The organism is Clostridium beijerinckii, from assembly GCA_003129525.1.
GTDB lineage: Bacteria > Bacillota > Clostridia > Clostridiales > Clostridiaceae > Clostridium > Clostridium beijerinckii_D.
Map to the genome: position 1 here is coordinate 2,611,405 of CP029329.1, position 25,053 is coordinate 2,636,457.

Sequence of the window (25,053 nt, forward strand, 5' to 3'; positions counted from 1 at the left end):
ATAAAGCAGTATTAATGTTTTCCTTTATTATCAGGTCCTTCTTTTAAGCCTTCAAAAGAATTATAGAAAACTGTATGATCAATATCATAACGACTGTAATGCATCTTTGGATGTGGTTCAGAATCATTGCTTGGATAACCGAGTGGAAGGAGTACCACAGGAACAAGATATTCTGGTAATTCAAAGGTTTCTATTATAATATCAGGTTTAAAATGTCCCACCCAAGTGCTACCTAGTCCTAATTCTTGAGCTTGAAGCATCATATGAGTTGCGACAATGCTGGCATCAACAGTTCCCATATCTTCGTTATCATGAGCTCTTTTCCAGCTGACCGAGGTATCATAACATACGAGTAATGCTAAAGGTGCATTAAAACTATATGGTGTACACGATTTTAATTTAGCCAAGCCATCTTCATTATCAATAACAAGTATTCGTTGTGGCTGATAATTTACTGCAGTTGGAGCAACTTTACCTGCTTCCAAAATCAAATCTAATTTATCCTTTTCTACTTTTTTATCACTAAATTTTCTGACCGAATACCTATCTTTAACTAGTTGCAAAAAATTCATAAAATCTCTCCTCACATATAATTTATATTTCCAACTATAATTGCTCTTAAAGTTTACTTTTCAATCTTTATTATAATAATTATTTTAAAATAATGTAAGTCCGCACTGTGTTATAATTAATTCATATGTAAAAAGCTTATGTAATAGAATGCAAATTTGGAGGTAACTAATGAGTATTTAGCAACTTCAACACGACCTGTCTCAGAAGCGCCCCGAGGGAAACATAATTTTTAACATACTATGAATGTATTAGGGAGGTTCAGAAGATGAAAAAGTTAAAGCTAATAACTAGTTTACTAATACTAACTTTAATAATAGCGTTAAATTCAATAGGAGCAATTTCAGAATGGAAAAATGATATTACAGGCTGGTGGTATGCAGAAGGACATTCATGGAAAGTTGGCCAGATATTAATTGATAAAATCCCGTATTATTTTCATTCTGATGGATATATGATTAAGGATAAAACTATAGATGGATATAATCCAAACAGTAGTGAGGCAGGGACAAATGGTACCTCAGCAAGCAAAGAAACCTCAGGTTTAGATTATATTGGCCAAAAAATACTAGATAATATAAGTGCAGAAAATCCATCATTTGATTTAGATTATAAAGGAGACATAAACAGCGCGGGTAAGGCTATTGAAGATAAAATAGATAATTTAAAGTATACAAATCCATATGAAGCATATAATATATCTAGCTATAATATTCAGGCGTCATCGCCATTGGGTTCATCTAACGTAAGAGTAAGGGTTAATTGTGTTTATAAGATGACAGCAGAAATGGAAGCTGAATTGGATGCAAAAGCAAGAGCAATAGTTGCACGTATAGCTCCAGGTAGCATGGGTCAGTCAAAAAAGGAACTTGCTATACATGACTGGATAGTTAACAATACACGGTATGATCAATCTTATAAAATATACGATCCATATAATACTTTAATTAAGCATACTGGAGTTTGTGAGGGATATTGTCTACTCGCTCAAAAAATGTTTACTATTGCAGGAATTAAATCAATAGTTGTAGAAGGCACAGCTAAAGGACAAGCTCATTCGTGGAATATGGTCTATATAGACAACAAGTGGCGAAATGTAGATGTTACATGGGATGACCCCGTATCGTCTAAGGATATTCTAAGATACGATTATTTCAATATAACAGACAGTAAACTAAGTGCAGACCATACTTGGGATACCTCAAAATATCCAAGTGCTAATGGATAATTCTTATTTATTTGAAAATTTAAATATAATGAACTCAGGAGAAAAATATATAGCACATATGGGCAAATATCCTGTGATTAAATTATCTTTACAAAAGCATTGCACTAAATTCATATATTTGGTGCAGTGTTTTTTTGTTAAGCAAAAATTAAAGAATACACTTAGTTTAACTTGTTTTTAACCACTGCAATTTTGTAGTGGTTAAAATTTTAGGATTTTACTGTGAGTTCTTCTGAACGCATTGATTATACACTTTGAAGTAAGAAATAAATCACAAAATGATATTTTTTAGCAACTTCAGCTCTTCGCACTTAAACCCCGAAGGAAATAGGATTTTATAGATAAGTAACAATTAGTTTAACAAAGTATATATCCATCAAAAATATTGTATTTAAAGAAGATTTATAAGGTAAACTCTTGCTATTATGTTAAAATATAGATATAATGTATTTTGATAGGCAAAAATAGAAAAATTTAGCTAGTGATTGCCCCTGGCAATCACTGGGACTCTGGGGTGCTTGCACGCACTAGGCGTGTTTGCTATTATTCTTAGCATAGCGCAACCTAAGCATTTTTTATAAGGGGATAATTTTAAACAAATTGGCTTACAAAGTACAGTATATTTGTTACTTGCAGGTATTAATCTTAGTAATTATATTAATATTCTTCACAAATAAGACGGTACTTGGTAGAAGTTTATATGCATTAGGTGGTAATAAACAGTCTGCATGGTACTCAGGTATTAATGTTAACTTGCATACATTAATTGCATATATATTTTCAGTTTTTTTGCTGATGTTGTTATGACTTCTAGAGTTGGTGCTGCCGAACCAATGTCAGGTAATGGATATGAAACATATGCTATTGCAGCATGTATCATTGGCGGGACAAGCTTCTTTGGAGGTAAAGGAAAAATTACAGGTTTAGTAATCGGCGGTCTTATAATTGGAACAATTAATAATGGACTAAATATTCTTAATGTACAAAGTTTCTGGCAACAAGTAGTAATGGGATCACTTATTATTGGATAGATTCATAGGTACAAGAGTTAGTAAAGAGTAACCAATAAACAATATAATATAATTTGAGAAGGAGATGTATTTTAATGAAACGTTCTGAATTAAACAAATTTATTGATGATGCAATTAAATTTATGGAGGAAAAAGGACTTCCACTGCCTGCATTTGCATATTGGACACTTGAAGATTGGAAAAATTGTAATTCTGAGAGTAAGGAAATCGTTGAAAACATGCTAGGGTGGGATATTACAGATTTTGGCAGCGGAGATTTTAATAACATTGGTTTATCAATTTTTACATTTAGAAATGGTAATTTTCATAAAAAGGAACAGTATCCAAAGCCATATGCTGAAAAATTATTACTTGTAAGTGATGGGCAAGTACTCCCTTTTCACTTTCATTGGAGTAAAATGGAAGATATTATTAATCGTGGAGGAGGAGATCTTATTATTACTTTATATAATTCTGATGAAAACGAAGATTTTGACGATACAGATGTAGAAGTTACTATGGATGGTCAAAAAGTAAGTATTAAGGCTGGTGGCACTGTCATGCTAAAACCGGGACAAAGCATTACTCTTCTTCCGAAACAATACCATTCATGGCAAGGTGTTCCTGGAACAGGCCCTGTTATGTTATTTGAAGTGTCTACAACAAATGATGACACAATCGATAATCGTTTTCATACAGCTAAGGGAAGATTGCCAGAAATTATTGAAGATGTAGAACCAATACATTTAATTTTCCAAGATTATAAAAAATACACTAAGTTAGTCTGATTGATTTGTGATAATCTCTTACAAAACTGTTCTAGTTTTTGTAAGGGCACTGTCCCCTTGCAGAGATTGGAAGTTAACTGACAAACTATAACATCAGATGATAATCCATCTAAATTCATAATGAAATAACAAGATTAATGAATATAGGTGATATAATGATGAATAACTATGCGTGGCGTATCAATAATAGGAAAATGTAGAAAATAAGATTAAAATGTAGAATAAGTGAGCTAAAGTGTATGTAAGGTAATATTGTGGATATTTATAAAGTTTGTATGTGTTAAGATAAAACACGTCGCTAAGAGACGCAAACAACTTAAAAGAATCTGATAAAGACCTTTTGAAAAAAGAGTTTAAAAGATTAAAAAAAGAGTTATTGACACAATCCAAACCAAGTGATACACTAAGTGAGTTGCTTGATTGCGACAAAGAAAAACAAATAGTTACAACGAAAGTTGTGAAAGAAAATGGTCTTTGAAAATTGAACAGAATAATATAAGTACATTTAAGTAAACCAGCAATTTTTATTTGAGTAAGCTAAGATTAAACTTTTTCCAGTATGGATAAGTTCAACTATAATTTAGCCGAAGGTAAACTTCATCTAAATTAAGTTTCACTTTATATTGAGAGTTTGATCCTGGCTCAGGACGAACGCTGGCGGCGTGCTTAACACATGCAAGTCGAGCGATGAAGCTCCTTCGGGAGGGGATTAGCGGCGGACGGGTGAGTAACACGTGGGTAACCTGCCTCATAGAGGGGAATAGCCTTCCGAAAGGAAGATTAATACCGCATAAGATTGTAGTTTCGCATGAAACAGCAATTAAAGGAGTAATCCGCTATGAGATGGACCCGCGTCGCATTAGCTAGTTGGTGAGGTAACGGCTCACCAAGGCGACGATGCGTAGCCGACCTGAGAGGGTGATCGGCCACATTGGGACTGAGACACGGCCCAGACTCCTACGGGAGGCAGCAGTGGGGAATATTGCACAATGGGGGAAACCCTGATGCAGCAACGCCGCGTGAGTGATGACGGTCTTCGGATTGTAAAACTCTGTCTTCAGGGACGATAATGACGGTACCTGAGGAGGAAGCCACGGCTAACTACGTGCCAGCAGCCGCGGTAATACGTAGGTGGCAAGCGTTGTCCGGATTTACTGGGCGTAAAGGGAGCGTAGGTGGATATTTAAGTGGGATGTGAAATACTTGGGCTTAACCTGAGTGCTGCATTCCAAACTGGATATCTAGAGTGCAGGAGAGGAAAGTAGAATTCCTAGTGTAGCGGTGAAATGCGTAGAGATTAGGAAGAATACCAGTGGCGAAGGCGACTTTCTGGACTGTAACTGACACTGAGGCTCGAAAGCGTGGGGAGCAAACAGGATTAGATACCCTGGTAGTCCACGCCGTAAACGATGAATACTAGGTGTGGGGGTTGTCATGACCTCCGTGCCGCCGCTAACGCATTAAGTATTCCGCCTGGGGAGTACGGTCGCAAGATTAAAACTCAAAGGAATTGACGGGGGCCCGCACAAGCAGCGGAGCATGTGGTTTAATTCGAAGCAACGCGAAGAACCTTACCTAGACTTGACATCTCCTGAATTACTCTTAATCGAGGAAGTCACTTCGGTGACAGGAAGACAGGTGGTGCATGGTTGTCGTCAGCTCGTGTCGTGAGATGTTGGGTTAAGTCCCGCAACGAGCGCAACCCTTATTGTTAGTTGCTACCATTTAGTTGAGCACTCTAGCGAGACTGCCCGGGTTAACCGGGAGGAAGGTGGGGATGACGTCAAATCATCATGCCCCTTATGTCTAGGGCTACACACGTGCTACAATGGCTGGTACAGAGAGATGCGATACCGCGAGGTGGAGCCAAACTTCAAAACCAGTCTCAGTTCGGATTGTAGGCTGAAACTCGCCTACATGAAGCTGGAGTTGCTAGTAATCGCGAATCAGAATGTCGCGGTGAATACGTTCCCGGGCCTTGTACACACCGCCCGTCACACCATGAGAGTTGGCAATACCCAAAGTTCGTGAGCTAACGCGTAAGCGAGGCAGCGACCTAAGGTAGGGTCAGCGATTGGGGTGAAGTCGTAACAAGGTAGCCGTAGGAGAACCTGCGGCTGGATCACCTCCTTTCTATGGAGAAATCTAGTTCAGCATGATGTCTGACTAGTACAGATACATTTATGTATCAAAAATAAAATACTTACTCGACAGGTTGCTTAAATGTTACTTATATTCTGTTCAATTTTGAAAGACTAAGTCTTTCAAAAAAGAATTTTGCTTTAAATAGTGAAATTGAAGATGTTCTTTGAAAATTGCATATAGATTAATGTATAAAATACAACAAAGCCAAGAATTATATTCTTTGTGAATGATTATAAATAAACAAATTGGAAGCAATTTAAAGTATATATCGCTATATACTAAAATGCGTACCAATTTGCGCAGCTTAGTAGTGGTGAGTGCGAGGAGTCGATGAAATTTTGGAGTGAAGCGTACTTTAAGGTACGGGAACGACAAAATTTCAAAAGACGACGAAGCAATCGCCGCTAATAAGCAAGCAAAAGGTCAAGCTACAAAGGGCGTATGGTGAATGCCTTGGCATCAGGAGCCGATGAAGGACGCGATAAGCTGCGATAAGCTTCGGGTAGACGCACATAGTCAGAGATCCGAAGATTTCCGAATGAGGAAACTCACATGGGAAACCCCATGTATCGTAAAGTGAATACATAGCTTTATGAAGGTAAACCCAGGGAACTGAAACATCTAAGTACCTGGAGGAAGAGAAAGAAAAATCGATTTTCTTAGTAGCGGCGAGCGAAAAGGAAAGAGCCCAAACCAGAAATTTATTTCTGGGGTTGCGGACAGAACATAACGAGAAATCATGATTAATCGAACATAACTGGAAAGTTAGACCGTAGGGGGTAATAGTCCCGTAGATGAAAATTATGATAATCAGTTCTGCACCAGAGTACCACGAGACACGTGAAACCTTGTGGGAAGCAGGGAGGACCACCTCCCAAGGCTAAATACTACCTGATGACCGATAGTGAAGCAGTACCGTGAGGGAAAGGTGAAAAGAACCCCGGGAGGGGAGTGAAATAGAACCTGAAACCATATGCCTACAACCGATCAAAGCACCATATGTGTGTGATGATGTGCTTTTTGTAGAACGAGCCAACGAGTTACGGTATGTAGCGAGGTTAAGTACTTAAGGTACGGAGCCGAAGGGAAACCAAGTCTTAATAGGGCGACTAGTTGCATGCTGTAGACCCGAAACCGGGTGACCTATCCATGGCCAGGTTGAAGCGAGGGTAAAACCTCGTGGAGGACCGAACCACGTTGCTGTTGAAAAAGCATGGGATGAGCTGTGGATAGCGGAGAAATTCCAATCGAACTCGGATATAGCTGGTTCTCCTCGAAATAGCTTTAGGGCTAGCGTCGGAAAATGTGAGTAGTGGAGGTAGAGCACTGAATAGGCTAGGGGGCATAGCGCTTACCGAACCTTATCAAACTCCGAATGCCATATACTATCAGTCCGGCAGTCAGACTGTGAAAGATAAGTTCCATGGTCAAAAGGGAAACAGCCCAGATCGTCAGCTAAGGTCCCAAAGTGTAAGTTAAGTGGAAAAGGATGTGGGATTTCTAAGACAACTAGGATGTTGGCTTAGAAGCAGCCACTCATTAAAAGAGTGCGTAATAGCTCACTAGTCAAGAGATCCTGCGCCGAAAATGTCCGGGGCTCAAACTTACCACCGAAGCTACGGGTTCACAATTTATTGTGAGCGGTAGAGGAGCGTCGTAATCGGGCTGAAGTCGTACCGTAAGGAGCGGTGGACTGATTACGAGTGAGAATGTTGGCATTAGTAGCGAGATGTAAGTGAGAATCTTACAGGCCGAATATCTAAGGTTTCCTGAGTAAAGTTTGTCTTCTCAGGGTTAGTCGGGACCTAAGGCGAGGCCGAAAGGCGTAGTCGATGGACAATTGGTTGATATTCCAATACCACTACAATCGTTATTATCGATGGTGTGACGGAGAAGGATAGGATGTGCTAGCTATTGGATGCTAGTCTAAGCGTTTAGGGAGTTAGGATAGGCAAATCCGTTCTAACAATTCTGAGGCGTGATGGGGAAGGTTTTACGGAACCGAAGTATCTGATTCCATGCTTCCAAGAAAAGCATCTAGAAAGAGAAGTAGTGCCCGTACCGCAAACCGACACAGGTAGATGAGGAGAGAATCCTAAGGCCGACGGAAGAATTGCAGTTAAGGAACTAGGCAAATTGACCCCGTAACTTCGGGAGAAGGGGTGCCTGCAGCAATGCAGGCCGCAGAGAATAGGCACAAGCAACTGTTTAACAAAAACACAGGTCTCTGCTAAAGCGTAAGCTGATGTATAGGGGCTGACGCCTGCCCGGTGCTGGAAGGTTAAGGGGAATGCTTAGCGGTAACGCGAAGGTGTGAACTTAAGCCCCAGTAAACGGCGGCCGTAACTATAACGGTCCTAAGGTAGCGAAATTCCTTGTCAGGTAAGTTCTGACCCGCACGAATGGCGTAATGACTTGTGCACTGTCTCAACTGCAAATCCGGCGAAGTTGTAGTGCGAGTGAAGATGCTCGCTACCCGCGATTGGACGGAAAGACCCCGTAGAGCTTTACTGTAGCTTAGCATTGAATTTCGGTATTGTCTGTACAGGATAGGTGGGAGACTGGGAAACCAGAGCGTCAGCTTTGGTGGAGTCGTTGTTGGGATACCACCCTGATAGTATTGAAGTTCTAACTGGATGCCATGAAACTGGTGACAGGACATTGTTAGGTGGGCAGTTTGACTGGGGCGGTCGCCTCCTAAAATGTAACGGAGGCGCCCAAAGGTTCCCTCAGAACGGTCGGAAATCGTTCGAAGAGTGCAAAGGCAGAAGGGAGCCTGACTGCGACACCTACAAGTGGAGCAGGGACGAAAGTCGGGCTTAGTGATCCGGTGGTACCTCGTGGGAGGGCCATCGCTCAACGGATAAAAGCTACCTCGGGGATAACAGGCTGATCTCCCCCAAGAGTTCACATCGACGGGGAGGTTTGGCACCTCGATGTCGGCTCGTCGCATCCTGGGGCTGAAGTAGGTCCCAAGGGTTGGGCTGTTCGCCCATTAAAGCGGCACGCGAGCTGGGTTCAGAACGTCGTGAGACAGTTCGGTCCCTATCCGTCGCGGGCGTAGGAAATTTGAGAGGAGCTGTCCTTAGTACGAGAGGACCGGGATGGACTGACCTATGGTGTACCAGTTGTTTCGCCAGAAGCATAGCTGGGTAGCTAAGTCGGGAATGGATAAACGCTGAAAGCATCTAAGTGTGAAGCCAACCTCAAGATTAGATTTCCCATAGCGTAAGCTAGTAAGACCCCTTGAAGACTACAAGGTTGATAGGTCAGAGGTGTAAGTATGGTAACATATTTAGCTGACTGATACTAATAGGTCGAGGGCTTGACCAATATATAATCAAGTTGTAAAATATACATTAATTCTATATACAATTTTGAAAGAACATTCTTTCAGTTAGTACAAGACGATATAATTGAGTTAGTTTCTGAAAGGAAACATCGACTCACATACGTTCGTCGATGTGCTGTTTTTCAACCAAATCAGAGATTTGGGAAAAACATGCATCTCGTGACGATGGCATAGAGGTAACACTCCTTCCCATTCCGAACAGGACAGTTAAGGTCTATAGCGCCGATGGTACTGCACGGGTGACTGTGTGGCAGAGTAGGACGTTGCGAGGTAAGATGGCTCGATAGCTCAGTCGGTAGAGCAGAGGACTGAAAATCCTCGTGTCACTGGTTCGATTCCAGTTCGAGCCACCATAATCATAATGGCTCAGTAGCTCAGTTGGTTAGAGTGCCGGCCTGTCACGCCGGAGGTCGAGGGTTCGAGCCCCTTCTGAGTCGCCAATTTAAATAAGACATAAAACTTAATATGGCTCCTTGGTCAAGCGGTTAAGACACCACCCTTTCACGGTAGTAACAGGGGTTCGATTCCCCTAGGAGTCACCAAGTAAGAAGTAAGTTCTAGTATAAGCTAGGACTTTTTTTGTATTTTAAAAGGTGCTTTTGGATGGAGGAATGGAACATCAAAATATTATACGTATTTTTACTAAACATGGCTTAATAGTTGTTTACGAAAAAATATTCAGTTTAACATAATATTACAAAATAATCAATAACTTGATGATATAATATTAATAAAAGATTATATTGAATAATTAACAGAGCGAATTAATTTATGGAAATAATTGAAATAGTTGCAGTAAAAGTAGTTAATGGTAAAGTTGTTGATAAATTTTCAACTTTAGTTAAGCTTCGTCAAAAAATAAGTGACGAAATAACTGAGATAACTGGAATAACTAATGAAATGGTATCAGATGCGGAAGCTACAACAGAACTTTATATGAAATGTTTAAAAGAGTCAATATAATTTTGTTTATTACATTTTAAATTATATTGACTACATATAAAAAAGGAGATGTTAAACTATGACAATAGAAAAAATGATTGAAGAATTAGAAATGTACTATGAAGCTGCAGGATTTAGAGATATCAGTGAAAGGGATTTAAAACATAAAACTGAAGATGAAATACGAGAATTGTATCGTGTTACTTTTATAGAAAAAAACGAAAAATAGATAGGGGACTACATGATGGATAAAATTGATTATAGGAAATTAAAGAAAGATTTATTAAAGAAAGTAGGTACATCAGGAATTATGCCACTTATTGTTACTGTAGATAGTGCAAGTGAAAAGGAATTACTTAGATTGGCAGAGGAATATAATTTGGATATTTCAGATTATATCAAGTGAATCTTAGTTGAACTTATAACCACAAGGGTCACAATGTACCCTCAAGGGGCACCTCGTCTAGGGTCGTGCCGGTGTTATCTCCCACTTATAGAAGTAGGAGTGTTACAGCGGCTAGACATTAGATAAAGAATTAGTAAGTATTATTTTAACCACAAATTAGCTAATACAGTTGATTAATTTGTGGTTTTTGTTGCCGTATATTTAATTTTTATAAAAATGCAAATTCATTCAACCACGTGTATTTTCACGTGGTTGAAAATAGCAAGTTCAGGAATACTTCCCTCACAAAGGGGTCAGTTTATTAAGTGGCTAGTCTCTTTAATATTATTAATTTGAGAATTCTTGTGTTCCCATATATTTACCGTTTCCGTAGATTACGCCCATACCAACTTTAGTATATGAAGCATTCATCATATTTGCTTTATGACCTGGTGAATTCCACCATTGATTAAATAATTCAATTGGATCACTAGTATTGTACGCAATATTTTCTCCTGTTGTAGTATATTTATATCCTATTGTTTGTAACCAGTTTGTCCACTTAGTTCCATCGGGATTTGTGTGGTCAAAGAAGTTGTTTTGTATCATATTGTTACTCTTATATCTTGCTACTTGTACTAAAGTATTATCCAGAGTAAGTGGCTCAAGACCAGCTTCAGTTCTTTTTGCATTCATTAATTCAAGAATTTTTTGTTCAGCAGAATCTTGTACAGTTATTGAATACTTTGTTGGTAATTTAGGTAACCCCTGTACATCAACTGAATTCACGCTTGTAGAAGGATCACTTGTAGCTTTGTTACTTTCTATAGCATTTATGCTTGTACTATTATTTGCCATAGTGGAATCTATATTAAAAACGTTATTTGCAATTGTATTATAATAATTATTTATATTTGAATCAAAAGTTGCTGCAGATACTCCTAGTGATGAGAAACTACCAATTGTCGTAGCTGCAATAACTGCTGTTACTATTCTTCTTAAACAATTCTTCATCATAAGTTGTTCTCCTTATATATGTTTTATTTGCCTACTTGAATTTTATGAAAGCAGAAAACATTTTCAAAATGTTTTCTGTATTCAAGTGATGGCATGTCTATATACTAACATCTTTTTGAGAACATTCAACACGCAATTCTCTTGATTAAGTCTTTTAAATGAAATAGGCACAAAATCTCTTGAGTATGTTCTTGTATATTCCTTTATGCACCATGATATTATTCAACACCTTACAGTGCAAAGGATAGCCCCCTATAAATAGGAAACAATACTAAGAGAAGTATATATTTATGAACATGCTAAAAAGGGATATAATAAGGAGCAACTAGAAATATTAAAGCATTCCTAAAAGATGGATCAACAGGTGGAAAAGAAAGGAATGTTAGATAATTTTTATTATAAAAAATTAAATGATGACTATAAAATTAATTATATGAGGAGAAAACAAATAATGAATACTGTAGTATATTTAACAAGACATGGACAAACAGAATGGAATATTGAAAGAAGATTACAGGGGAGAGGAAACTCGCCTTTAACACAGTCTGGAATAGCTAGAGCTATGGAGCTTCGGGACAGGATTAAAGATATAGATATTGATGTTATATATTCAAGTCCAATAGAAAGAGCATTAGATACTGCTAACATAATTAAAGGGGAAAAGAATATAGAAGTTATAACAAATGATGGATTAATGGAAATGTGCTTTGGTGATTATGAAGGTAGAAGAACAGATGAAGTTATGAAAGAAAATCCAGAATGGAATATTGATTTTATTATGAAGGGTGATGTTAATTTATGTGCTCCAAATGGTGAAACATTAGGATATGTTAGAACTAGAATAAGTGAAACTATGGATAAGTTGATAGAACAAAACATAGGAAAAACTATTTTGGTAGTAGCTCATGGAATAACACTAAAGGCTTTAATGTACTATTTTAAAGATGAAGAAGTAAATACAGAAGTTATGGGCCAAGCCACTTTAACAAAGATAACTGTAGACAAAAATAATAATTTTAATATAGAATTTAAAAATGATGATAGTCATTTTACAGTAAAGGGGCAAAAGTTAGGATGGTAAACTTAGCAAGTTTAATACTTAGTGTTTCAGGAGAAATCCCTTGGGTTTTGTGAAGGAAGAATGACTAAACTTGCTATAAATATTAGTGGGGATCAAAACAGCTGACTCCTGTACAATACAGAAATCAGCTGTTAGCTGCCTAGACTTTTTCAAAATGGCATTTACGTAGTTTCAATTTTAATAACATATATTTATTTTATTTATACGTATGATTGTCCTAATTTGTTTGCTGTTAAAATAGCAGCGTAAACATCTTCTGGAGTAACTTCAAATGGCATATTATGTGCAGTATCTTCTTTTGCTGTAGCTGCCTTTGCTACTTCCATAATTTCTTCTGGCTTGATTTCATCAATACCTAATTGTTTTAAAGTAACTGGAAGGCCAACAGAAGTGCAGAAATCTAATACTTCTTCTATTTCTTCCATTGGAGCATTTTCAAGTACTAATTGAGCTAATGTACCAAAGGCAACTTTTTCACCGTGATACATATGATGGCACCCTGGTAATACAGTTAATCCATTATGAATAGCATGAGCAGCTGCAATACCGCCACTTTCAAAACCAAGACCACTAAGAAGAGTATTAGCTTCAACTATTTTTTCCACGGATTTTGTACAAACGCCTTGTTCTACAGCAAGTTTTGCTTTATATCCTTCAGTAATTAATGTATCATAACATAATCTAGCTAATGCTTGAGCTGTAATAGTGGTAGTACCAAAAGCACATGTTCCAGCGTTAGATTTTTCACAAGCTCTTGCCTCAAAATATGTTGCTAAGGCATCACCCATACCAGATACTAGAAGACGAACTGGAGCTTTTGCAATAATTCCTGTATCAACTAAAACAATATTAGGGTTTTGCTTTAAGAATAAGTATTTATCAAAGACACCATCATCAGTATATAAAACTGATAAAGCACTACATGGAGCATCTGTAGCAGCTATAGTAGGTACAATTACAACAGGAATATTTTTGTAATATCCAACTGCTTTAATAGTATCTATAATTTTTCCACCACCAATACCAATGAGAACGCTTACTTGATTTTCATCACAAATTTTGATAATACGATTTACTTCAGTAATACTGCATTCGCCATTAAATAAATCATATTCTACAGCTACATTTTTTTCTTCAAAGCTGTTATCAATAGTATCTTTTACTCTCTTTAACCCACTTTCACTAATTAAGCATAATGCTTTTTCACCAAGTACAGATACATATTGTGCAATGTTTTTCAACTCTCCATTACCTTGGATATATTTACTTGGTGCGATCATAATTTTTGCCATAAAAACTCCCCCTCACTCAATATCTTTTAATAGTATATATTTTACTATTATTACATTAATTATATCATTTTTAATTATTATGGTAAAGTTAGTATGTTGTAAATATAGACTCTCATTTTTATGTTAGAGTAAAGTCAAGTTAAGTTACGAAATAAATTCCAGAGTTGATAAGCAGATTGTTATTAGCAGAGAATCTTGGTGGAAAGAAACACTTGGAACAACAATCCCATTTGGATGCAATTGTAATTAGAAACTTCACGATCTTAGTGGAAGTCCAATATGTTTAGAGAGAAATATGAATCTATTGGTAAAATGAAAGAATTTAATAAGTATCTTAATGGTACGCTATATTTTTATCTTAAAAGAACGTATGTACGTATATCCTGTTTGATATTGGGAATAATTATAATATAGGCATATAACTTTTAAAAGTTAAATTTATGCTATAATTTAACTAACATATTAAATTATAATAGATGCTAAATATTATTGTAAATAAATTATCTTAATTGATTTGAGTTATAGAATATATGTAAATGAAAGAAGGTATGCTTTTATGAAATGGAATGAGGCTAGACACATTTATCCTAATAAATGGCTTTTGTTTGAGGCTATTGACGCGTACTCTGAGAAAGGAAAAAGAATTGTTGAAGAGCTTTCTGTAATAAATGCATATGACCAAGGAAAAGAAGCGTTAAAAGAGTATGCAGATAAACATAAGAAAGACAAAAGTAGAGAGATGTATGTTTATAGCACCAAAAATGAAGAACTGTTGATAGAAGAAAGAAATTGGATTGGAGTGCGAAAAAATGGTTAGGTACATGAAAGACAATAAGTATATAAAGGACATAAAGCTAGAGAAGCTTGATAATAGTATCGTATGAAAGCATTGTACTAAATTCATATATTTGGTACAGTGTTTTTTGTTAAATAAAATTTAAAAAAGGATTTATGATATGAACAATAGCAAATGATAAATGTGTAGATATTTTATATGAAATGCTTAAAAGCGTCTAGATAGTTTTGTTTATTGAATTTTAAATTATAATAATAAATGAAGTATTTTAGGATAATAAATAAAGCTTTATGGAAATATAAATAATAAAAAATGAAATTAATATTAAAAATTATAGGAGTAATAATTATGAATGCATATTTACTAGATACTAATGTTGTAATAGCACTTTGGAATCAGTATCCATCTATTATTTATAAGCTTATGGAAGATAATGAGATTAAAATATTAAAAGAAGTAAGCCAAGAACTTGTTGTAAAAGAAAGGAGAGAATATAAAGGTCAACAAGTATTATCGGAAAGATTTTGCAAATTACTTACTTTTATTATAGAAGTAGATAGGAAAAATATTAAAGAGTTTTACTCTATGTTAGATATAAAGTACTCTAAAAAAGGTAATGCTTATTTTGATACAAATAAGTTATCAGAAAATGATTTATTGCTTTTATATACTTGTTATTTAGATAATAATATTGTGTTAGCAACAGAAGACAAGCATTTATTAAATACTGCAAATTATATATTAGGCAAGGAGAGGGCAATGACATTAAAAACATTAATAGCAGATGTAAGGGAGGGAGATATAAAAGTTGAATAAATTATATAATGATAATGAAATAATAGATTTAATAAAAAACAATAATATGGTAGTAATATATTTTACAGGGAGCATGTGTGGAGCTTGTGAAATTATTAAGATTAAGATTGAAGATATTTTAAAAAGATTTCCGAAGATTAAAAGTGGAGAAATAAATGTAGAAAAGTATTTAGATATAGCAGCAAAACATAATGTATTTTCTGTACCAATCTTTTTACTTTATATAGAGGGAAAGGAAAGCATAAGGTTAGGTAGAAATTTAGATTTACTGGAGTTAGAGTTAAATATAAGAAGATATTATGAAATGATATTTTAACAGAGGGCAGAGCCACTATTAGAATGTAATGACCACATTGCTAATAAAATAAAGATAATACTTTAAATTAATGTTAATTTTCAGTATAATCTTTTTAAGAAGTAATAACGTAAAAATTAAAGTAAGAATATTACTTGGTTTGTTTTAAATGGAGTGAAGAAATGACAGATTATTATAAATTATTAGGTGTAGAAAAAAGTGCATCAAAAGAAGAAATAAAAGAAGCTTATGAGAAGCAAGTAGAAAAAATAAAAAAAGAAGTAGTTAATGAAAAGCGACTGAATCAATTTTTAGAGATATTTGATCAGGCGTATGAAGCTTTAAATAGTTTAGAAGAAAATCAATTAACTGATAAAGATGAAACATTAATTATGGATCCACAAGAAGTGCAAAAAGAACTAGAGGTTAATAATAAAAGTAACAATTATACATATAGAAATAAATCTAAAAGCAAAGGAAGAAGTGCTAGCAGAAAAAAGAATGATTTCACTGAAAAAGGAGTTTCAAAATACAAAGATAAGAAAAATAAATTAAATGATAATAAAGAAGAAAAGGGCATAAAACAAAAAGTAGTTGAAAAAAGTCCTAAAAGTCCTAAAAGTAATGATAAACCAATATTAAATTTATTTATGTTGCCATTTAAGATATTAGCTTTACCTATAATAGCTATATTATCAGTAATAATATTATTACTTCAAATCATAAATATAATTTCATGGATAGCAACTAAATTATTAATCGTTGGGTCTATATCTGTAGGAGCAATACACTTATATCAAGTTAATTTAGGGCAAGCTATAAATTATAATATATTGATTTTGGCTGCTTCAGTATTAGTAGCATCATTCTTTTTACCATATATCTTAAACTTTGTGTTAAAAGTTTTAAAAACATTAAATGATGCATTAAAAGGTTTTGTTTTTTAGAATACAAATAAAAGCATGGAATAGTTAGTAAATATGAGGATTGTTATATATTAAAATTCAGGAAGATAATAAGCAAAGCCAGCACAACATTTTAATTGTGCTGGCTTTTAATTCTATGGATTATATATTTACTAGATCCTAAAAATGATGTTGTTTTTCAAAAATTATTTGGTATGAAAAAGAATAACCATTTGCTATAGACAAAAGATAAGTCCTCTACCGCATATGCTCAACTTTTTTCATCTGGATTTTGAACAGTGGGAACTATTTTGACCATCAGGCTGACAACAATAGCACCAAATAGGCTCACAACAATAATTGACACTGCCGGCAAATATGCGTTAAGCCCCCAAAGGACGCCTGACAAAATACCACCGATAAAGGAGCCGATATACTGTGCCGTATTATACACACCCGTTATTCCGCCTCTTGTAGCTGTTGTAGATAATTTACTCACACTTCCGGGCAGAACAGCGTTAAGGCTCAGATAGCCGCACATGAATAATATTGTGCTAGTTAAAATGAAAATAAAGTTAGTGATGCCAAGCAATAAACACACGCCGGAAATCGCTGTGGCTATAAACGAAAGATTGAGGACAATGCGTTCCTTCCCCTTATCAGCAAGCCTTGAGGTAACCTGCATGAGGGCAGTGCCGATGATGGTTGCCGGAATAAACACTTCCCACATCCGTCCGGATCCCATGGATTGCTGAATCAAGATAGGGATGACGTAGAATACGCTAACCATAAGGTAGTTTTGAAAAAAAGCGGATAAGGACAACCCTACAAATAGCCTATTCTTGGAGAGTCCGATGTAGTCGACTTTTTCAGTCTGTTTTTGCCGGGTATCATCTTTTTTGATAAAAATTAATATATATATCCAGGACAGAAAAACAAAAACTGCACAGGCAAAGAACATCTTCGATAACGAAATAAAATTACACAGGATGGGCCCGCCCAGAAAACCAAGGACCGCAGCCAACCCCATGAAAATGCCGACGATGCTCATTGAACGGTTACGCTTCTGTTCATCAATATTATCCCCAATCCAGGAAAAACACACTGCGGTAATCGCGCCGAATCCCTGCAGTATTCTCGCGGCAATGAGCAAATAAATATTTGTAGCGTATGCCGCAATAAGCAGCCCGCCCCCAAGAAACAATGAGCCGATTGTGACGACTGCTTTGCGCCCGATTTTATCACTAAGCCGGCCAAGAGGAATCTGCATAATGCCCTGCACCAAACCGTAAATTCCAAACACCACACCGGTTAAAACCGGTGTGCTGTATGCGAGAGAATTTCCATAAATAGATAAAGTCGGCATTATAATCACCATTACCAGCTGGCGCAATGCCATCGCAATGCTCAGGCTGATGATAAAACTCAGCTCGTATCCTGTAAAAATCCCGACTTTTTTCATATTTTTCATGTAATATCCTCCTTTTATTTTTGGTTATTGTAAAGTTTTTTATAACTCACTTTACACTATCTATTTTTGCTGCCCCGGATTTAATAACTGGTAAAAATCCTCAAATGTAATGTAGTCCTCTTTGCTCATGAAAATAAAATTCTGCAAGATGATATATGAGAGTTTATCGGAATCCAGCTTTGTGGGGAGCATTCCATTGGCAATCTCCGATTCCAGCAGTCTGGATATTTTTCTGCAAAATGTCTGTTTGATTTCGAAATTACTGTTTTGCCCAGAGGCACTCTTAACCAACATCTCAAGGAAGATGTTTTTGTAGTTGTGAAAAAACTCATAGACCGAAGCGTATATTTTTTTCAATTTGTTCTTGAATGGTATTGGGATTGCAGAAACCGTGTCGATTGAGACGAGTATCACTTCCCACTCTGCCTTTAAAATTTCAACCGTCAGTTCTTCCTTGCAGCTGAAATTGTTGTAGAAAGTCCCAGTGGCGATTCCACAACGCTGGACGAGCGTTCTAATATTCAGTCCCTCGAATCCCTCTTCAACCAGTATTTTCTTAGATTCTGCAATCAGTTGTTCTCTTGCGCCATCAATTTTGTGAGACACTGTATACACCTCCATACACGAACGATGTTCATATTATATTATAGTCATTAAGCATCGAAATGTAACCATTTACCATAAAAATATCAGCAGTAACCACTTAATTTTCAACATGCTGGAATTTACTTCCGCTAAAAAGTGTATCCCCAAGGCCAAAATGCACACCTCTCTATCAAAAATCTATAGCAACTTCAACACGACCTGTCTCAGAAGTACCCCCTGGGCACGCCAAGCAAGGGCGTTAAGAGATAAAGAAAGCAAAGTTTTAGAATTAAAAGAAAGACAAGCTGCAAGAAGTTCAGAGCAAGTGTAAAGAGAGTAGGAGAATGGTTAAATAGAAGGAGTCAGAGAAGAAGTTATAATTGGACTAGTTTTGATACAATGTTCAAATACTTCAAGATAACTAAAGCTAAGGCGAATGATTCCCTCACAAAAGGGTCAGTGCCTTGTAGAGATTTACCAGGTACAAGTTGCTCTGCATAGAATTTTCCTATTTTTGCAGTAATTTCTTATTTAATATACGCAACATAACCATTACGTATGAAAAGTTGAACACTAAAAACAAAGTACATAAAACCTATTGACAAACTGTGAAATTCAATATAATATACATGTATACCGACAAAACAGATGATAATTGTATGATATAAAAGGGGAGACAGTAATGAGCAGATTTGAAATTGACAACTATTATTGGACAAGGTATAGGAGAATATGTTGCTGTTGCAGATAGCACTTAAATATTGCATAAGTAAGAATTCAAAAATTTAAATAATGTTAGCATATAAAGTAGGCTGGCAAAGAAATTATGTATAAATTAAATAAAAATATGATAATAGATTTAGGAGGGATAATTATGGCTGAAATTCAGACATCAAAAATACTAAAGACAAAAAAGAAAAAGACAAATCAAATTCCTTTTGGAATAGCAATTTTCATTGCAATAATTGGAGTAGGATTCTTTATGTCTAACAATTCTCCAAAGACAGCGCTTATGTGGATATTTGGAGTGGCTTTAGGATTTACATTGCAAAGATCAAGATTTTGCTTTACTGCATCACTAAGAGATCCTATTTTAACAGGAAGTACATCTTTAACTAAGGCAGTTTTATTAACAATAGCAATTGCAACAGTTGGGTTTGCAGCTCTTCAGTTTTCAGCAGTATCTAAGGGAATATCAATACCAGGTAATATATCACCTGTTGGAATAAACACAGTCATCGGTGCAACAATGTTTGGTATAGGTATGGTCATTTCAGGAGGTTGTGCTTCTGGAACATTAATGAGAGTTGGAGAAGGATTTTTAATACAAATTATTTCATTAATATTCTTTATAATAGGTTCTCTTTGGGGAGCAAACAACTTTGGCTGGTGGTCAAGTCATCTTATGTCAAAAACAAGTGTATTTTTACCTAGTATAATAGGATGGGTTCCAGCAATTTTTCTGCAATTTGGACTTTTATTAGCTCTTTATATTTTTGCAGATTGGTTTGGAAATAGAAAAGTAAATAAATAATATAAAAATTAGGAGGAATTTATTATGTCAGAATATAGATTAGATTGTTTAGGAGAAATATGTCCAGTACCTTTAATAAAAACTCAAAAGAAAATGGATGATTTAAAGATTGGAGATGTACTTGCAGTTGAAATAGATCATAGTTGTGCTATGAAAAATATACCAGAGTGGGCAAGAAAAGAAGGATACAACGTTGAAATAGAAGAAGTAGACGACGGTGAATGGGAAGTATACATTGAAAAGACAAAATAGGGGGTAGATTACATGGATATCAAAAATAATGTTTATTATAAGAAGTTTCTAAAGGATCCTTGGACATACACTACAGGGGCTGTAATATTAGGAATCTTAAATATTGCAATGTTAGCCTCTACAGGAAGTGCGTGGGGAGTAACAACACCATTTTCTTACTGGGGAGCTTGGATATACAAGTTTTTTGGTGGACAACCAGAAAATTGGTTTTATTTTCAACAAAAGGCTAATGCTGAAGGCATTGCAGGTGGATTTTTAAATAATGGTCATTCTGTATCTAATATAGGAATTATAGCTGGAGCATTTTTAGCAACTCTTCTTGCATCACAATTCAAAATAAAGAAGATAAAATCAATGAAACAAGTTGTTGCAGCAATAATTGGTGGACTTCTAATGGGATATGGAGCAAGAATAGCTTTTGGATGTAATATAGGAGCGCTATTCAGTGGAATGGCATCTATGTCTTTACACGGATGGGTATATCTGATATTTATATTTTTAGGTGCTTTGATAGGAAGTAAATTGTTAGTTAAGTATTTTATATAATTATTAATAAAGGCATGGTTACTATAAGCAACTATGCCTTTTTAGGAGGACTTTTATGGAAAAGAAACATGAATATTATGATGTAGTAATAATAGGTGGAGGAGCAGCAGGGTTAACTTCTGCAATTTATTGTGGGAGATCAAAGCTTAAAACACTTTTAATAGAAAAGTCTTTAGTAGGTGGATTAGCTACTTATACAAATGAAGTAGTGAACTACCCAGGTTTTCCAGAAGGAATAACAGGAACAGAGCTTATGAATCTTTTTCATAAACAAGCTAAGAATTTTGGAGTTGAATTTAAGCTTACAGATGTTAAAAGTGTTAATTTTGAAGAAGAAGATAAGCTTGTAGAGACTTTTAGAATAATATATCATGCGAAATCTGTAATTATTTCTACAGGAGGTAAACCAAGGATCACACAAGCAACAAATGAAGAAAAATTTGTTTATGATAAAGGAATCTCTTTCTGTGCAACTTGCGATGCTGCATTCTATACAAATAAGACAGTTATGGTAGTAGGTAGTGGAGATGCAGCTATAGAAGAAGGTATCTTCCTAACTAAATTTGCAAAAAAGGTTATTATGTCAGTTAGAAGAGATAAAGGAAACATTAGGGCTAATAAGATAGCACAAGAAGAAGCAATGAAAAATCCTAAAATGGAGTTTATATGGAACACCGTGGTTAATTCCTTTGAGGGGGATGAGAGACTGAATAAAGTCATACTTAGAAACCTCAAAACTGATGAACTTGTAGATGTGATTGTAGATGGATGTTTCTTATTTATAGGATATGAGCCAAATACAGAAATTTTTAAAGGAAAAATTAACTTAACAGATATAGGGTATATTCTAACTAATGAAAATATGAAAACAAACATAGAAGGTGTATTTGCAGTTGGAGATGTGAGAGAAAAACCATTGAGGCAGGTGGCAACAGCAGTTGGAGATGGCGCCATAGCTGGAGTCGAGGCTGAAAAATATATCGCAAGACTTGGATAAGTAGAAAATTTGTAAAAACAGGAGATGTTATTTTCAATAATACAAAAGTTGAGTATACGAAAATTGTACTTCGCCTCCACCAAGCATATCCTCGACAATATTAATGTGAACTGCACCCTGTCAAGTAGACAGATGAAAAAATAAAAATTATGAAGCTAAGATCTGATTTCGATATTCAATTGGAGTCAGATCTTTTAAATTTTTCTGTAACCTTTTTGTATTATAAAAAATTATGTATTCATCAATTGTTTGTCTCAATTCTTCATATTTAAGTGGTAAATGCAAATACTATTCACATAAAGTAGTTAGGAGAATAGTTATGAAAAAGATATTATTACCGCAAAGCGCAAAGATAACACCAAAGGAAGTATTAGAGGAAATTAATAAGTTTGAGTATATTAATAAAAGTCCATATAGTTCAACCTATTATAATGTACCCAAAATTACTTGGGACTATAAGCCAGAAGGAAGTTTAAGGATATCAGACCATTGGAATTTTGTATCTCATGGAACTAAGCATTGTCTTTTAGCTCACACAGAAAAAGCAATAAAAAATAATTGGATATTAGCAAAGTATATAGATGGTAAGTATGAGATTTTAAAGGAGTTTGGAGGAAATGTTCCAGGATATAGGTTTATTGAGGTAAATAAAAATGAATTAGAGTTACTTAAAGATTTATATAATAAGGAAGGTATAGTTAGTTCAAAGGAGTGGTATAAAAAGTATCAGAAGAGACCTGACTTAGCAAAGGAGACTCATACAAAGAATAAAAAGGTATTATCAAGAAATATAAGTGATGAGAGGATAAAGAAATTTAAGGAAGAAAACAAAGGTACAAAAAAAGTAGTTTTTATTGAAGAGAAGTATTTGAGTACCATTGGGGAATTATTAACTTTGTATCAAAAGAGCAGTGATTTTGATGAGCTATGCACGACAGAACAGGGAATTAATACATTGATTAATACATATAAGGCGTATGAGTTTAATGATGATGAGTGTGAATCATTTGAAGAAATATTTATTTTAGTTTTAGATAATGGAATGGCAATTAAGTTCCAAATTAGAAAGTAAACCAGATGATGAAATGATTTTAGAAGATGATTAGATAATGAGAGAAGTTTAAATTATAACTCGTAGTTAAAAATATGAATTTAAAAGCCAATGCTTAATAACACTAAGCATTGGCTTGAAATTTCTAGTATTATATCCAAAATATCCATACTCCAATTTTGCCACCTATCCATGGATAGGTGGATGTCCTCACAGATATTTCAAAAACCAACATCAAGTATTTGGTAAGTTTACTGGCAGGCTATACTGGATGATGATCAGATAATTAAATTAGGGGATTTCTACCTGTATCCGTTTTGTTTATCTATTGCTTCGTCTTTAATTTCCGTTCTCATACCATTAATGGCTTCTGATCTTCTCTCATTTTTTTCTTTTAATGTTTCTTTCATTTTTTCATCATGTGTTTTTGAAATCATTTCTTCTGCACGATGAATATTTTGAATAGTATTACTAAGGTTATTTTCAATCCTATCGACATTGTCTCGTCTGTCATCTGGTTTATTGTGCATGATTTTTCATCTCCTTCATTTGCTTTATTTAATTCGAAAGTGTATTTTCTTATACAAGCACCTTCTTTTTTATTATGTTTAAAAATATATTTATTATGCGACAAAATTAATCTTCTTATATTTTGTAACCACGCGTTTTTTATCGCCGTTAAAATAAAGAATTTGGACTTCAGAAATACCCCAGGGGGAAACAAGATTTTCCATATACAAGCATTGTATTAAATTCATATATTTAGTACAGTGCTTTTTTGCTAAACAAAAATTAAAGAATACATTTTAGGGTAATATAAATTGCGAAGAAAGAATGACTGAACTTGATTTCTAAAACACATTATAGTAATATAAAAACAAATAAAAAATTTGTTTTTATGTTCACAATATATGGAGGTACTTTATGTTATGGCTAAGTTTACAGAATTAGAAAAAGAAAAAATTCGAGAAGAATTGCTTGAAGTTGCCTATCGCTTTTTTATAGATAAAGGCTTTAAGAGTACTTCTCTTGAAGATATTACTTCATCAGTTGGCATTGCAAAGAGTTCATTTTATCTATTTTTCGAGTCAAAAGAAGTGCTATATATGGAATTGTTAGCACATGAGGGAGAGCAAATTGAAAAGCAGGTTTGGCCAAAAGTTAGAGGGACTGAGGATATAAGTTCAGCTATAAAGTTGTATTTAAATAAGATGACTTTGGAACTAGAATCTAAGATTTTAACTCAAAGGTTGGTTTACGATCTTGAGGAATATAAAATTGTATCTAGAAAGCTAAATCCAGAGTATGTTGGCTCACAAAATCTTAGAAGCATCATCCCTCTTATGGAGTTTATAAAATCACGTCAAGACTCTAAGGAGATTATCGATGAAGACCCAGGTGTTATAGCTGGAGTTTTAAGATCAGCTTTATTAATTGGTTCCCAAAAGGGAGATTTACAGCAATATAATTATGAAAGGATTAGAGAGTTATTATTCGAAGCTGTTGCTAATCAAATTGCACGGACTTAATTTGGCATAAGTATTACAAAATGAGAGTAGAAAAGTAGTGATAATTTATGACAGAAAAAATAATTCATTTTAATGATATTCATATCTGTATTGAGAGTTTTGGAGATATTAATAATCCAACTATCTTGTTAATTATGGGAGCTACTGCATCAATGATTTGATGGGAAGAAGAATTTGATAGAGCTAGTAATTTGCAGAGTATGGAGAATCACGGATTTATAAAGGGTTGGGGTTCGTATTTATCAAGAACTGCTGAAATCAATGCTCCTACATTGGTAATTCACGGAACAGAAGACTCTATTATCCCGTACGAGAATGGAGTTCATCTTTCTAAAATTATACCAAATGCTGTATTAGTTACCTTAGATGGTTCTGGGCATGAGCTACATTATAATGATTGGAATGAAATTATTAATGCTGTATCAAAGCATTCAGCAAATTTATAACCGAAATCTAAAAATTTTAA

The 25,053-nt window shown here is 35.0% G+C and carries 22 protein-coding genes, 3 tRNA genes, 3 rRNA genes and 2 pseudogenes; 23 read left to right on the top strand and 7 right to left on the bottom strand.

Translation table 11 applies throughout. The features are described from left to right. Nucleotides 1–11: 11 nt before the first annotated feature. Complete coding sequence (locus DIC82_11645) at nucleotides 12–572, bottom strand: nitroreductase (protein AWK51635.1); 561 nt, start codon at nucleotides 570–572, stop codon at nucleotides 12–14. Between the two features lie 266 nt (nucleotides 573–838). Here DIC82_11645 and DIC82_11650 point away from each other — a divergent pair, with 266 nt between their 5' ends. From DIC82_11650 to DIC82_11700, 11 genes and pseudogenes are all read left to right on the top strand, one after another. After that, nucleotides 839–1,798 (top strand): cell wall-binding protein, encoded by a 960-nt coding sequence (locus tag DIC82_11650; GenBank protein AWK51636.1) that lies wholly within the window; start codon nucleotides 839–841, stop codon nucleotides 1,796–1,798. Beyond that, the gene (locus DIC82_11655; protein ID AWK51637.1) at nucleotides 1,791–1,979 is read left to right on the top strand and encodes a hypothetical protein; all 189 of its coding nucleotides are present in this window, start codon (nucleotides 1,791–1,793) and stop codon (nucleotides 1,977–1,979) included. Before DIC82_11650 ends, DIC82_11655 begins: the two co-directional genes overlap by 8 nt. A gap of 389 nt (nucleotides 1,980–2,368) precedes the next feature. Further along, nucleotides 2,369–2,829: pseudogene (locus DIC82_11660) on the top strand (hypothetical protein). Nucleotides 2,830–2,903: 74 nt separating this feature from the next. Then, on the top strand, nucleotides 2,904–3,596 hold the full coding sequence (locus tag DIC82_11665) for a D-lyxose/D-mannose family sugar isomerase (protein AWK51638.1): 693 nt from the start codon (nucleotides 2,904–2,906) through the stop codon (nucleotides 3,594–3,596). A 617-nt stretch (nucleotides 3,597–4,213) separates the two neighbouring features. Next, nucleotides 4,214–5,732 (top strand): 16S ribosomal RNA (locus DIC82_11670). A gap of 429 nt (nucleotides 5,733–6,161) precedes the next feature. Beyond that, a 23S ribosomal RNA gene (locus tag DIC82_11675) occupies nucleotides 6,162–9,075 on the top strand. A gap of 173 nt (nucleotides 9,076–9,248) precedes the next feature. Next, nucleotides 9,249–9,365 (top strand): 5S ribosomal RNA (rrf, locus tag DIC82_11680). The 16S, 23S and 5S rRNA genes sit together here with 3 tRNA genes alongside, the layout of an rRNA operon. 5 nt (nucleotides 9,366–9,370) lie before the next feature. After that, nucleotides 9,371–9,446: transfer RNA gene (locus DIC82_11685), tRNA-Phe, on the top strand. Between the two features lie 10 nt (nucleotides 9,447–9,456). Further along, a tRNA-Asp gene (locus DIC82_11690) sits at nucleotides 9,457–9,533 on the top strand. A gap of 27 nt (nucleotides 9,534–9,560) precedes the next feature. Then, nucleotides 9,561–9,635 (top strand) — tRNA-Glu (locus DIC82_11695). A 229-nt stretch (nucleotides 9,636–9,864) separates the two neighbouring features. Then, a complete protein-coding gene (locus tag DIC82_11700) occupies nucleotides 9,865–10,056 on the top strand; it encodes a hypothetical protein (protein AWK51639.1) in 192 nt (63 codons plus the stop codon). Between the two features lie 712 nt (nucleotides 10,057–10,768). On the opposite strand, the gene DIC82_11705 is transcribed toward DIC82_11700, so the two are convergent. After that, nucleotides 10,769–11,437, bottom strand: coding sequence for a serine protease (locus tag DIC82_11705; GenBank protein AWK51640.1), 669 nt, complete (start codon nucleotides 11,435–11,437; stop codon nucleotides 10,769–10,771). 451 nt (nucleotides 11,438–11,888) lie between these two features. On the opposite strand from DIC82_11705, the gene DIC82_11710 reads away from it, so the two are divergent. Further along, on the top strand, nucleotides 11,889–12,518 hold the full coding sequence (locus DIC82_11710; protein AWK53080.1) for a histidine phosphatase family protein: 630 nt from the start codon (nucleotides 11,889–11,891) through the stop codon (nucleotides 12,516–12,518). A gap of 200 nt (nucleotides 12,519–12,718) precedes the next feature. On the opposite strand, the gene gldA is transcribed toward DIC82_11710, so the two are convergent. Beyond that, the gene (gldA, locus tag DIC82_11715; GenBank protein ID AWK51641.1) at nucleotides 12,719–13,810 is read right to left on the bottom strand and encodes a glycerol dehydrogenase; all 1,092 of its coding nucleotides are present in this window, start codon (nucleotides 13,808–13,810) and stop codon (nucleotides 12,719–12,721) included. A 556-nt stretch (nucleotides 13,811–14,366) separates the two neighbouring features. Between gldA and DIC82_11720 the strand changes: the two genes are divergently transcribed. The 4 genes from DIC82_11720 to DIC82_11735 all read left to right on the top strand — a co-directional run bounded on the left by DIC82_11720 (nucleotide 14,367) and on the right by DIC82_11735 (nucleotide 16,664). After that, entirely contained in the window at nucleotides 14,367–14,627 is a 261-nt protein-coding gene (locus tag DIC82_11720; protein ID AWK51642.1) for a hypothetical protein, read from the top strand. A gap of 327 nt (nucleotides 14,628–14,954) precedes the next feature. Continuing rightward, nucleotides 14,955–15,422: a hypothetical protein gene (locus DIC82_11725; protein AWK51643.1), complete on the top strand. Its 468-nt coding sequence runs from the start codon at nucleotides 14,955–14,957 to the stop codon at nucleotides 15,420–15,422. Continuing rightward, nucleotides 15,415–15,738 (top strand): thioredoxin, encoded by a 324-nt coding sequence (locus DIC82_11730; protein AWK51644.1) that lies wholly within the window; start codon nucleotides 15,415–15,417, stop codon nucleotides 15,736–15,738. Before DIC82_11725 ends, DIC82_11730 begins: the two co-directional genes overlap by 8 nt. Before the next feature lie 161 nt (nucleotides 15,739–15,899). Then, nucleotides 15,900–16,664, top strand: a complete 765-nt coding sequence (locus tag DIC82_11735; GenBank protein ID AWK51645.1) for a molecular chaperone DnaJ — start codon at nucleotides 15,900–15,902, stop codon at nucleotides 16,662–16,664. A 229-nt stretch (nucleotides 16,665–16,893) separates the two neighbouring features. Here DIC82_11735 and DIC82_11740 read toward each other — a convergent pair whose 3' ends face one another. Both DIC82_11740 and DIC82_11745 read right to left on the bottom strand, forming a co-directional pair. Continuing rightward, nucleotides 16,894–18,084: an MFS transporter gene (locus DIC82_11740; GenBank protein ID AWK53081.1), complete on the bottom strand. Its 1,191-nt coding sequence runs from the start codon at nucleotides 18,082–18,084 to the stop codon at nucleotides 16,894–16,896. 69 nt (nucleotides 18,085–18,153) lie between these two features. Then, nucleotides 18,154–18,714 carry a hypothetical protein gene (locus tag DIC82_11745; GenBank protein AWK51646.1) on the bottom strand — a complete coding sequence of 187 codons (561 nt, stop codon included), beginning with the start codon at nucleotides 18,712–18,714 and terminating at the stop codon, nucleotides 18,154–18,156. 838 nt (nucleotides 18,715–19,552) lie between these two features. On the opposite strand from DIC82_11745, the gene DIC82_11750 reads away from it, so the two are divergent. Genes DIC82_11750 through DIC82_11765 form a run of 4 tightly spaced genes read left to right on the top strand, consistent with a single transcriptional unit; the run spans nucleotide 19,553 to nucleotide 22,007 of the window. Further along, nucleotides 19,553–20,212 (top strand): transporter, encoded by a 660-nt coding sequence (locus tag DIC82_11750; protein AWK51647.1) that lies wholly within the window; start codon nucleotides 19,553–19,555, stop codon nucleotides 20,210–20,212. 24 nt (nucleotides 20,213–20,236) lie between these two features. Then, nucleotides 20,237–20,464, top strand: coding sequence for a sulfurtransferase TusA family protein (locus DIC82_11755; protein ID AWK51648.1), 228 nt, complete (start codon nucleotides 20,237–20,239; stop codon nucleotides 20,462–20,464). Nucleotides 20,465–20,476: 12 nt separating this feature from the next. Beyond that, the gene (locus tag DIC82_11760) at nucleotides 20,477–21,010 is read left to right on the top strand and encodes a YeeE/YedE family protein (protein AWK51649.1); all 534 of its coding nucleotides are present in this window, start codon (nucleotides 20,477–20,479) and stop codon (nucleotides 21,008–21,010) included. A 55-nt stretch (nucleotides 21,011–21,065) separates the two neighbouring features. Next, complete coding sequence (locus DIC82_11765; GenBank protein AWK51650.1) at nucleotides 21,066–22,007, top strand: pyridine nucleotide-disulfide oxidoreductase; 942 nt, start codon at nucleotides 21,066–21,068, stop codon at nucleotides 22,005–22,007. A gap of 147 nt (nucleotides 22,008–22,154) precedes the next feature. Here the strand turns inward: DIC82_11765 and DIC82_11770 are convergent, their stop codons facing one another. Then, nucleotides 22,155–22,292: a hypothetical protein gene (locus tag DIC82_11770; protein AWK51651.1), complete on the bottom strand. Its 138-nt coding sequence runs from the start codon at nucleotides 22,290–22,292 to the stop codon at nucleotides 22,155–22,157. A 34-nt stretch (nucleotides 22,293–22,326) separates the two neighbouring features. On the opposite strand from DIC82_11770, the gene DIC82_11775 reads away from it, so the two are divergent. After that, entirely contained in the window at nucleotides 22,327–23,079 is a 753-nt protein-coding gene (locus DIC82_11775) for a hypothetical protein (protein AWK51652.1), read from the top strand. Between the two features lie 281 nt (nucleotides 23,080–23,360). Here the strand turns inward: DIC82_11775 and DIC82_11780 are convergent, their stop codons facing one another. Next, the gene (locus tag DIC82_11780; GenBank protein ID AWK51653.1) at nucleotides 23,361–23,588 is read right to left on the bottom strand and encodes a small acid-soluble spore protein Tlp; all 228 of its coding nucleotides are present in this window, start codon (nucleotides 23,586–23,588) and stop codon (nucleotides 23,361–23,363) included. Between the two features lie 399 nt (nucleotides 23,589–23,987). Between DIC82_11780 and DIC82_11785 the strand changes: the two genes are divergently transcribed. Continuing rightward, nucleotides 23,988–24,587 carry a TetR family transcriptional regulator gene (locus DIC82_11785; GenBank protein AWK51654.1) on the top strand — a complete coding sequence of 200 codons (600 nt, stop codon included), beginning with the start codon at nucleotides 23,988–23,990 and terminating at the stop codon, nucleotides 24,585–24,587. Nucleotides 24,588–24,634: 47 nt separating this feature from the next. Then, nucleotides 24,635–25,033, top strand: a pseudogene (locus tag DIC82_11790) (hypothetical protein). The last annotated feature ends 20 nt before the right edge of the window (nucleotides 25,034–25,053 follow it).

What these genes read in the sequence shown, in the direction of transcription:
- DIC82_11645 (AWK51635.1), bottom strand. Translation starts at nt 572, where the DNA reads ATGAATTTTTTGCAACTAGTTAAAGATAGGTATTCGGTCAGAAAATTT.
- DIC82_11650 (AWK51636.1), top strand. Translation starts at nt 839, where the DNA reads ATGAAAAAGTTAAAGCTAATAACTAGTTTACTAATACTAACTTTAATA.
- DIC82_11655 (AWK51637.1), top strand. Translation starts at nt 1,791, where the DNA reads ATGGATAATTCTTATTTATTTGAAAATTTAAATATAATGAACTCAGGA.
- DIC82_11665 (AWK51638.1), top strand. Translation starts at nt 2,904, where the DNA reads ATGAAACGTTCTGAATTAAACAAATTTATTGATGATGCAATTAAATTT.
- DIC82_11700 (AWK51639.1), top strand. Translation starts at nt 9,865, where the DNA reads ATGGAAATAATTGAAATAGTTGCAGTAAAAGTAGTTAATGGTAAAGTT.
- DIC82_11705 (AWK51640.1), bottom strand. Translation starts at nt 11,437, where the DNA reads ATGATGAAGAATTGTTTAAGAAGAATAGTAACAGCAGTTATTGCAGCT.
- DIC82_11710 (AWK53080.1), top strand. Translation starts at nt 11,889, where the DNA reads ATGAATACTGTAGTATATTTAACAAGACATGGACAAACAGAATGGAAT.
- gldA (AWK51641.1), bottom strand. Translation starts at nt 13,810, where the DNA reads ATGGCAAAAATTATGATCGCACCAAGTAAATATATCCAAGGTAATGGA.
- DIC82_11720 (AWK51642.1), top strand. Translation starts at nt 14,367, where the DNA reads ATGAAATGGAATGAGGCTAGACACATTTATCCTAATAAATGGCTTTTG.
- DIC82_11725 (AWK51643.1), top strand. Translation starts at nt 14,955, where the DNA reads ATGAATGCATATTTACTAGATACTAATGTTGTAATAGCACTTTGGAAT.
- DIC82_11735 (AWK51645.1), top strand. Translation starts at nt 15,900, where the DNA reads ATGACAGATTATTATAAATTATTAGGTGTAGAAAAAAGTGCATCAAAA.
- DIC82_11740 (AWK53081.1), bottom strand. Translation starts at nt 18,084, where the DNA reads ATGAAAAAAGTCGGGATTTTTACAGGATACGAGCTGAGTTTTATCATC.
- DIC82_11745 (AWK51646.1), bottom strand. Translation starts at nt 18,714, where the DNA reads ATGGAGGTGTATACAGTGTCTCACAAAATTGATGGCGCAAGAGAACAA.
- DIC82_11750 (AWK51647.1), top strand. Translation starts at nt 19,553, where the DNA reads ATGGCTGAAATTCAGACATCAAAAATACTAAAGACAAAAAAGAAAAAG.
- DIC82_11755 (AWK51648.1), top strand. Translation starts at nt 20,237, where the DNA reads ATGTCAGAATATAGATTAGATTGTTTAGGAGAAATATGTCCAGTACCT.
- DIC82_11760 (AWK51649.1), top strand. Translation starts at nt 20,477, where the DNA reads ATGGATATCAAAAATAATGTTTATTATAAGAAGTTTCTAAAGGATCCT.
- DIC82_11765 (AWK51650.1), top strand. Translation starts at nt 21,066, where the DNA reads ATGGAAAAGAAACATGAATATTATGATGTAGTAATAATAGGTGGAGGA.
- DIC82_11775 (AWK51652.1), top strand. Translation starts at nt 22,327, where the DNA reads ATGAAAAAGATATTATTACCGCAAAGCGCAAAGATAACACCAAAGGAA.
- DIC82_11780 (AWK51653.1), bottom strand. Translation starts at nt 23,588, where the DNA reads ATGCACAATAAACCAGATGACAGACGAGACAATGTCGATAGGATTGAA.
- DIC82_11785 (AWK51654.1), top strand. Translation starts at nt 23,988, where the DNA reads ATGGCTAAGTTTACAGAATTAGAAAAAGAAAAAATTCGAGAAGAATTG.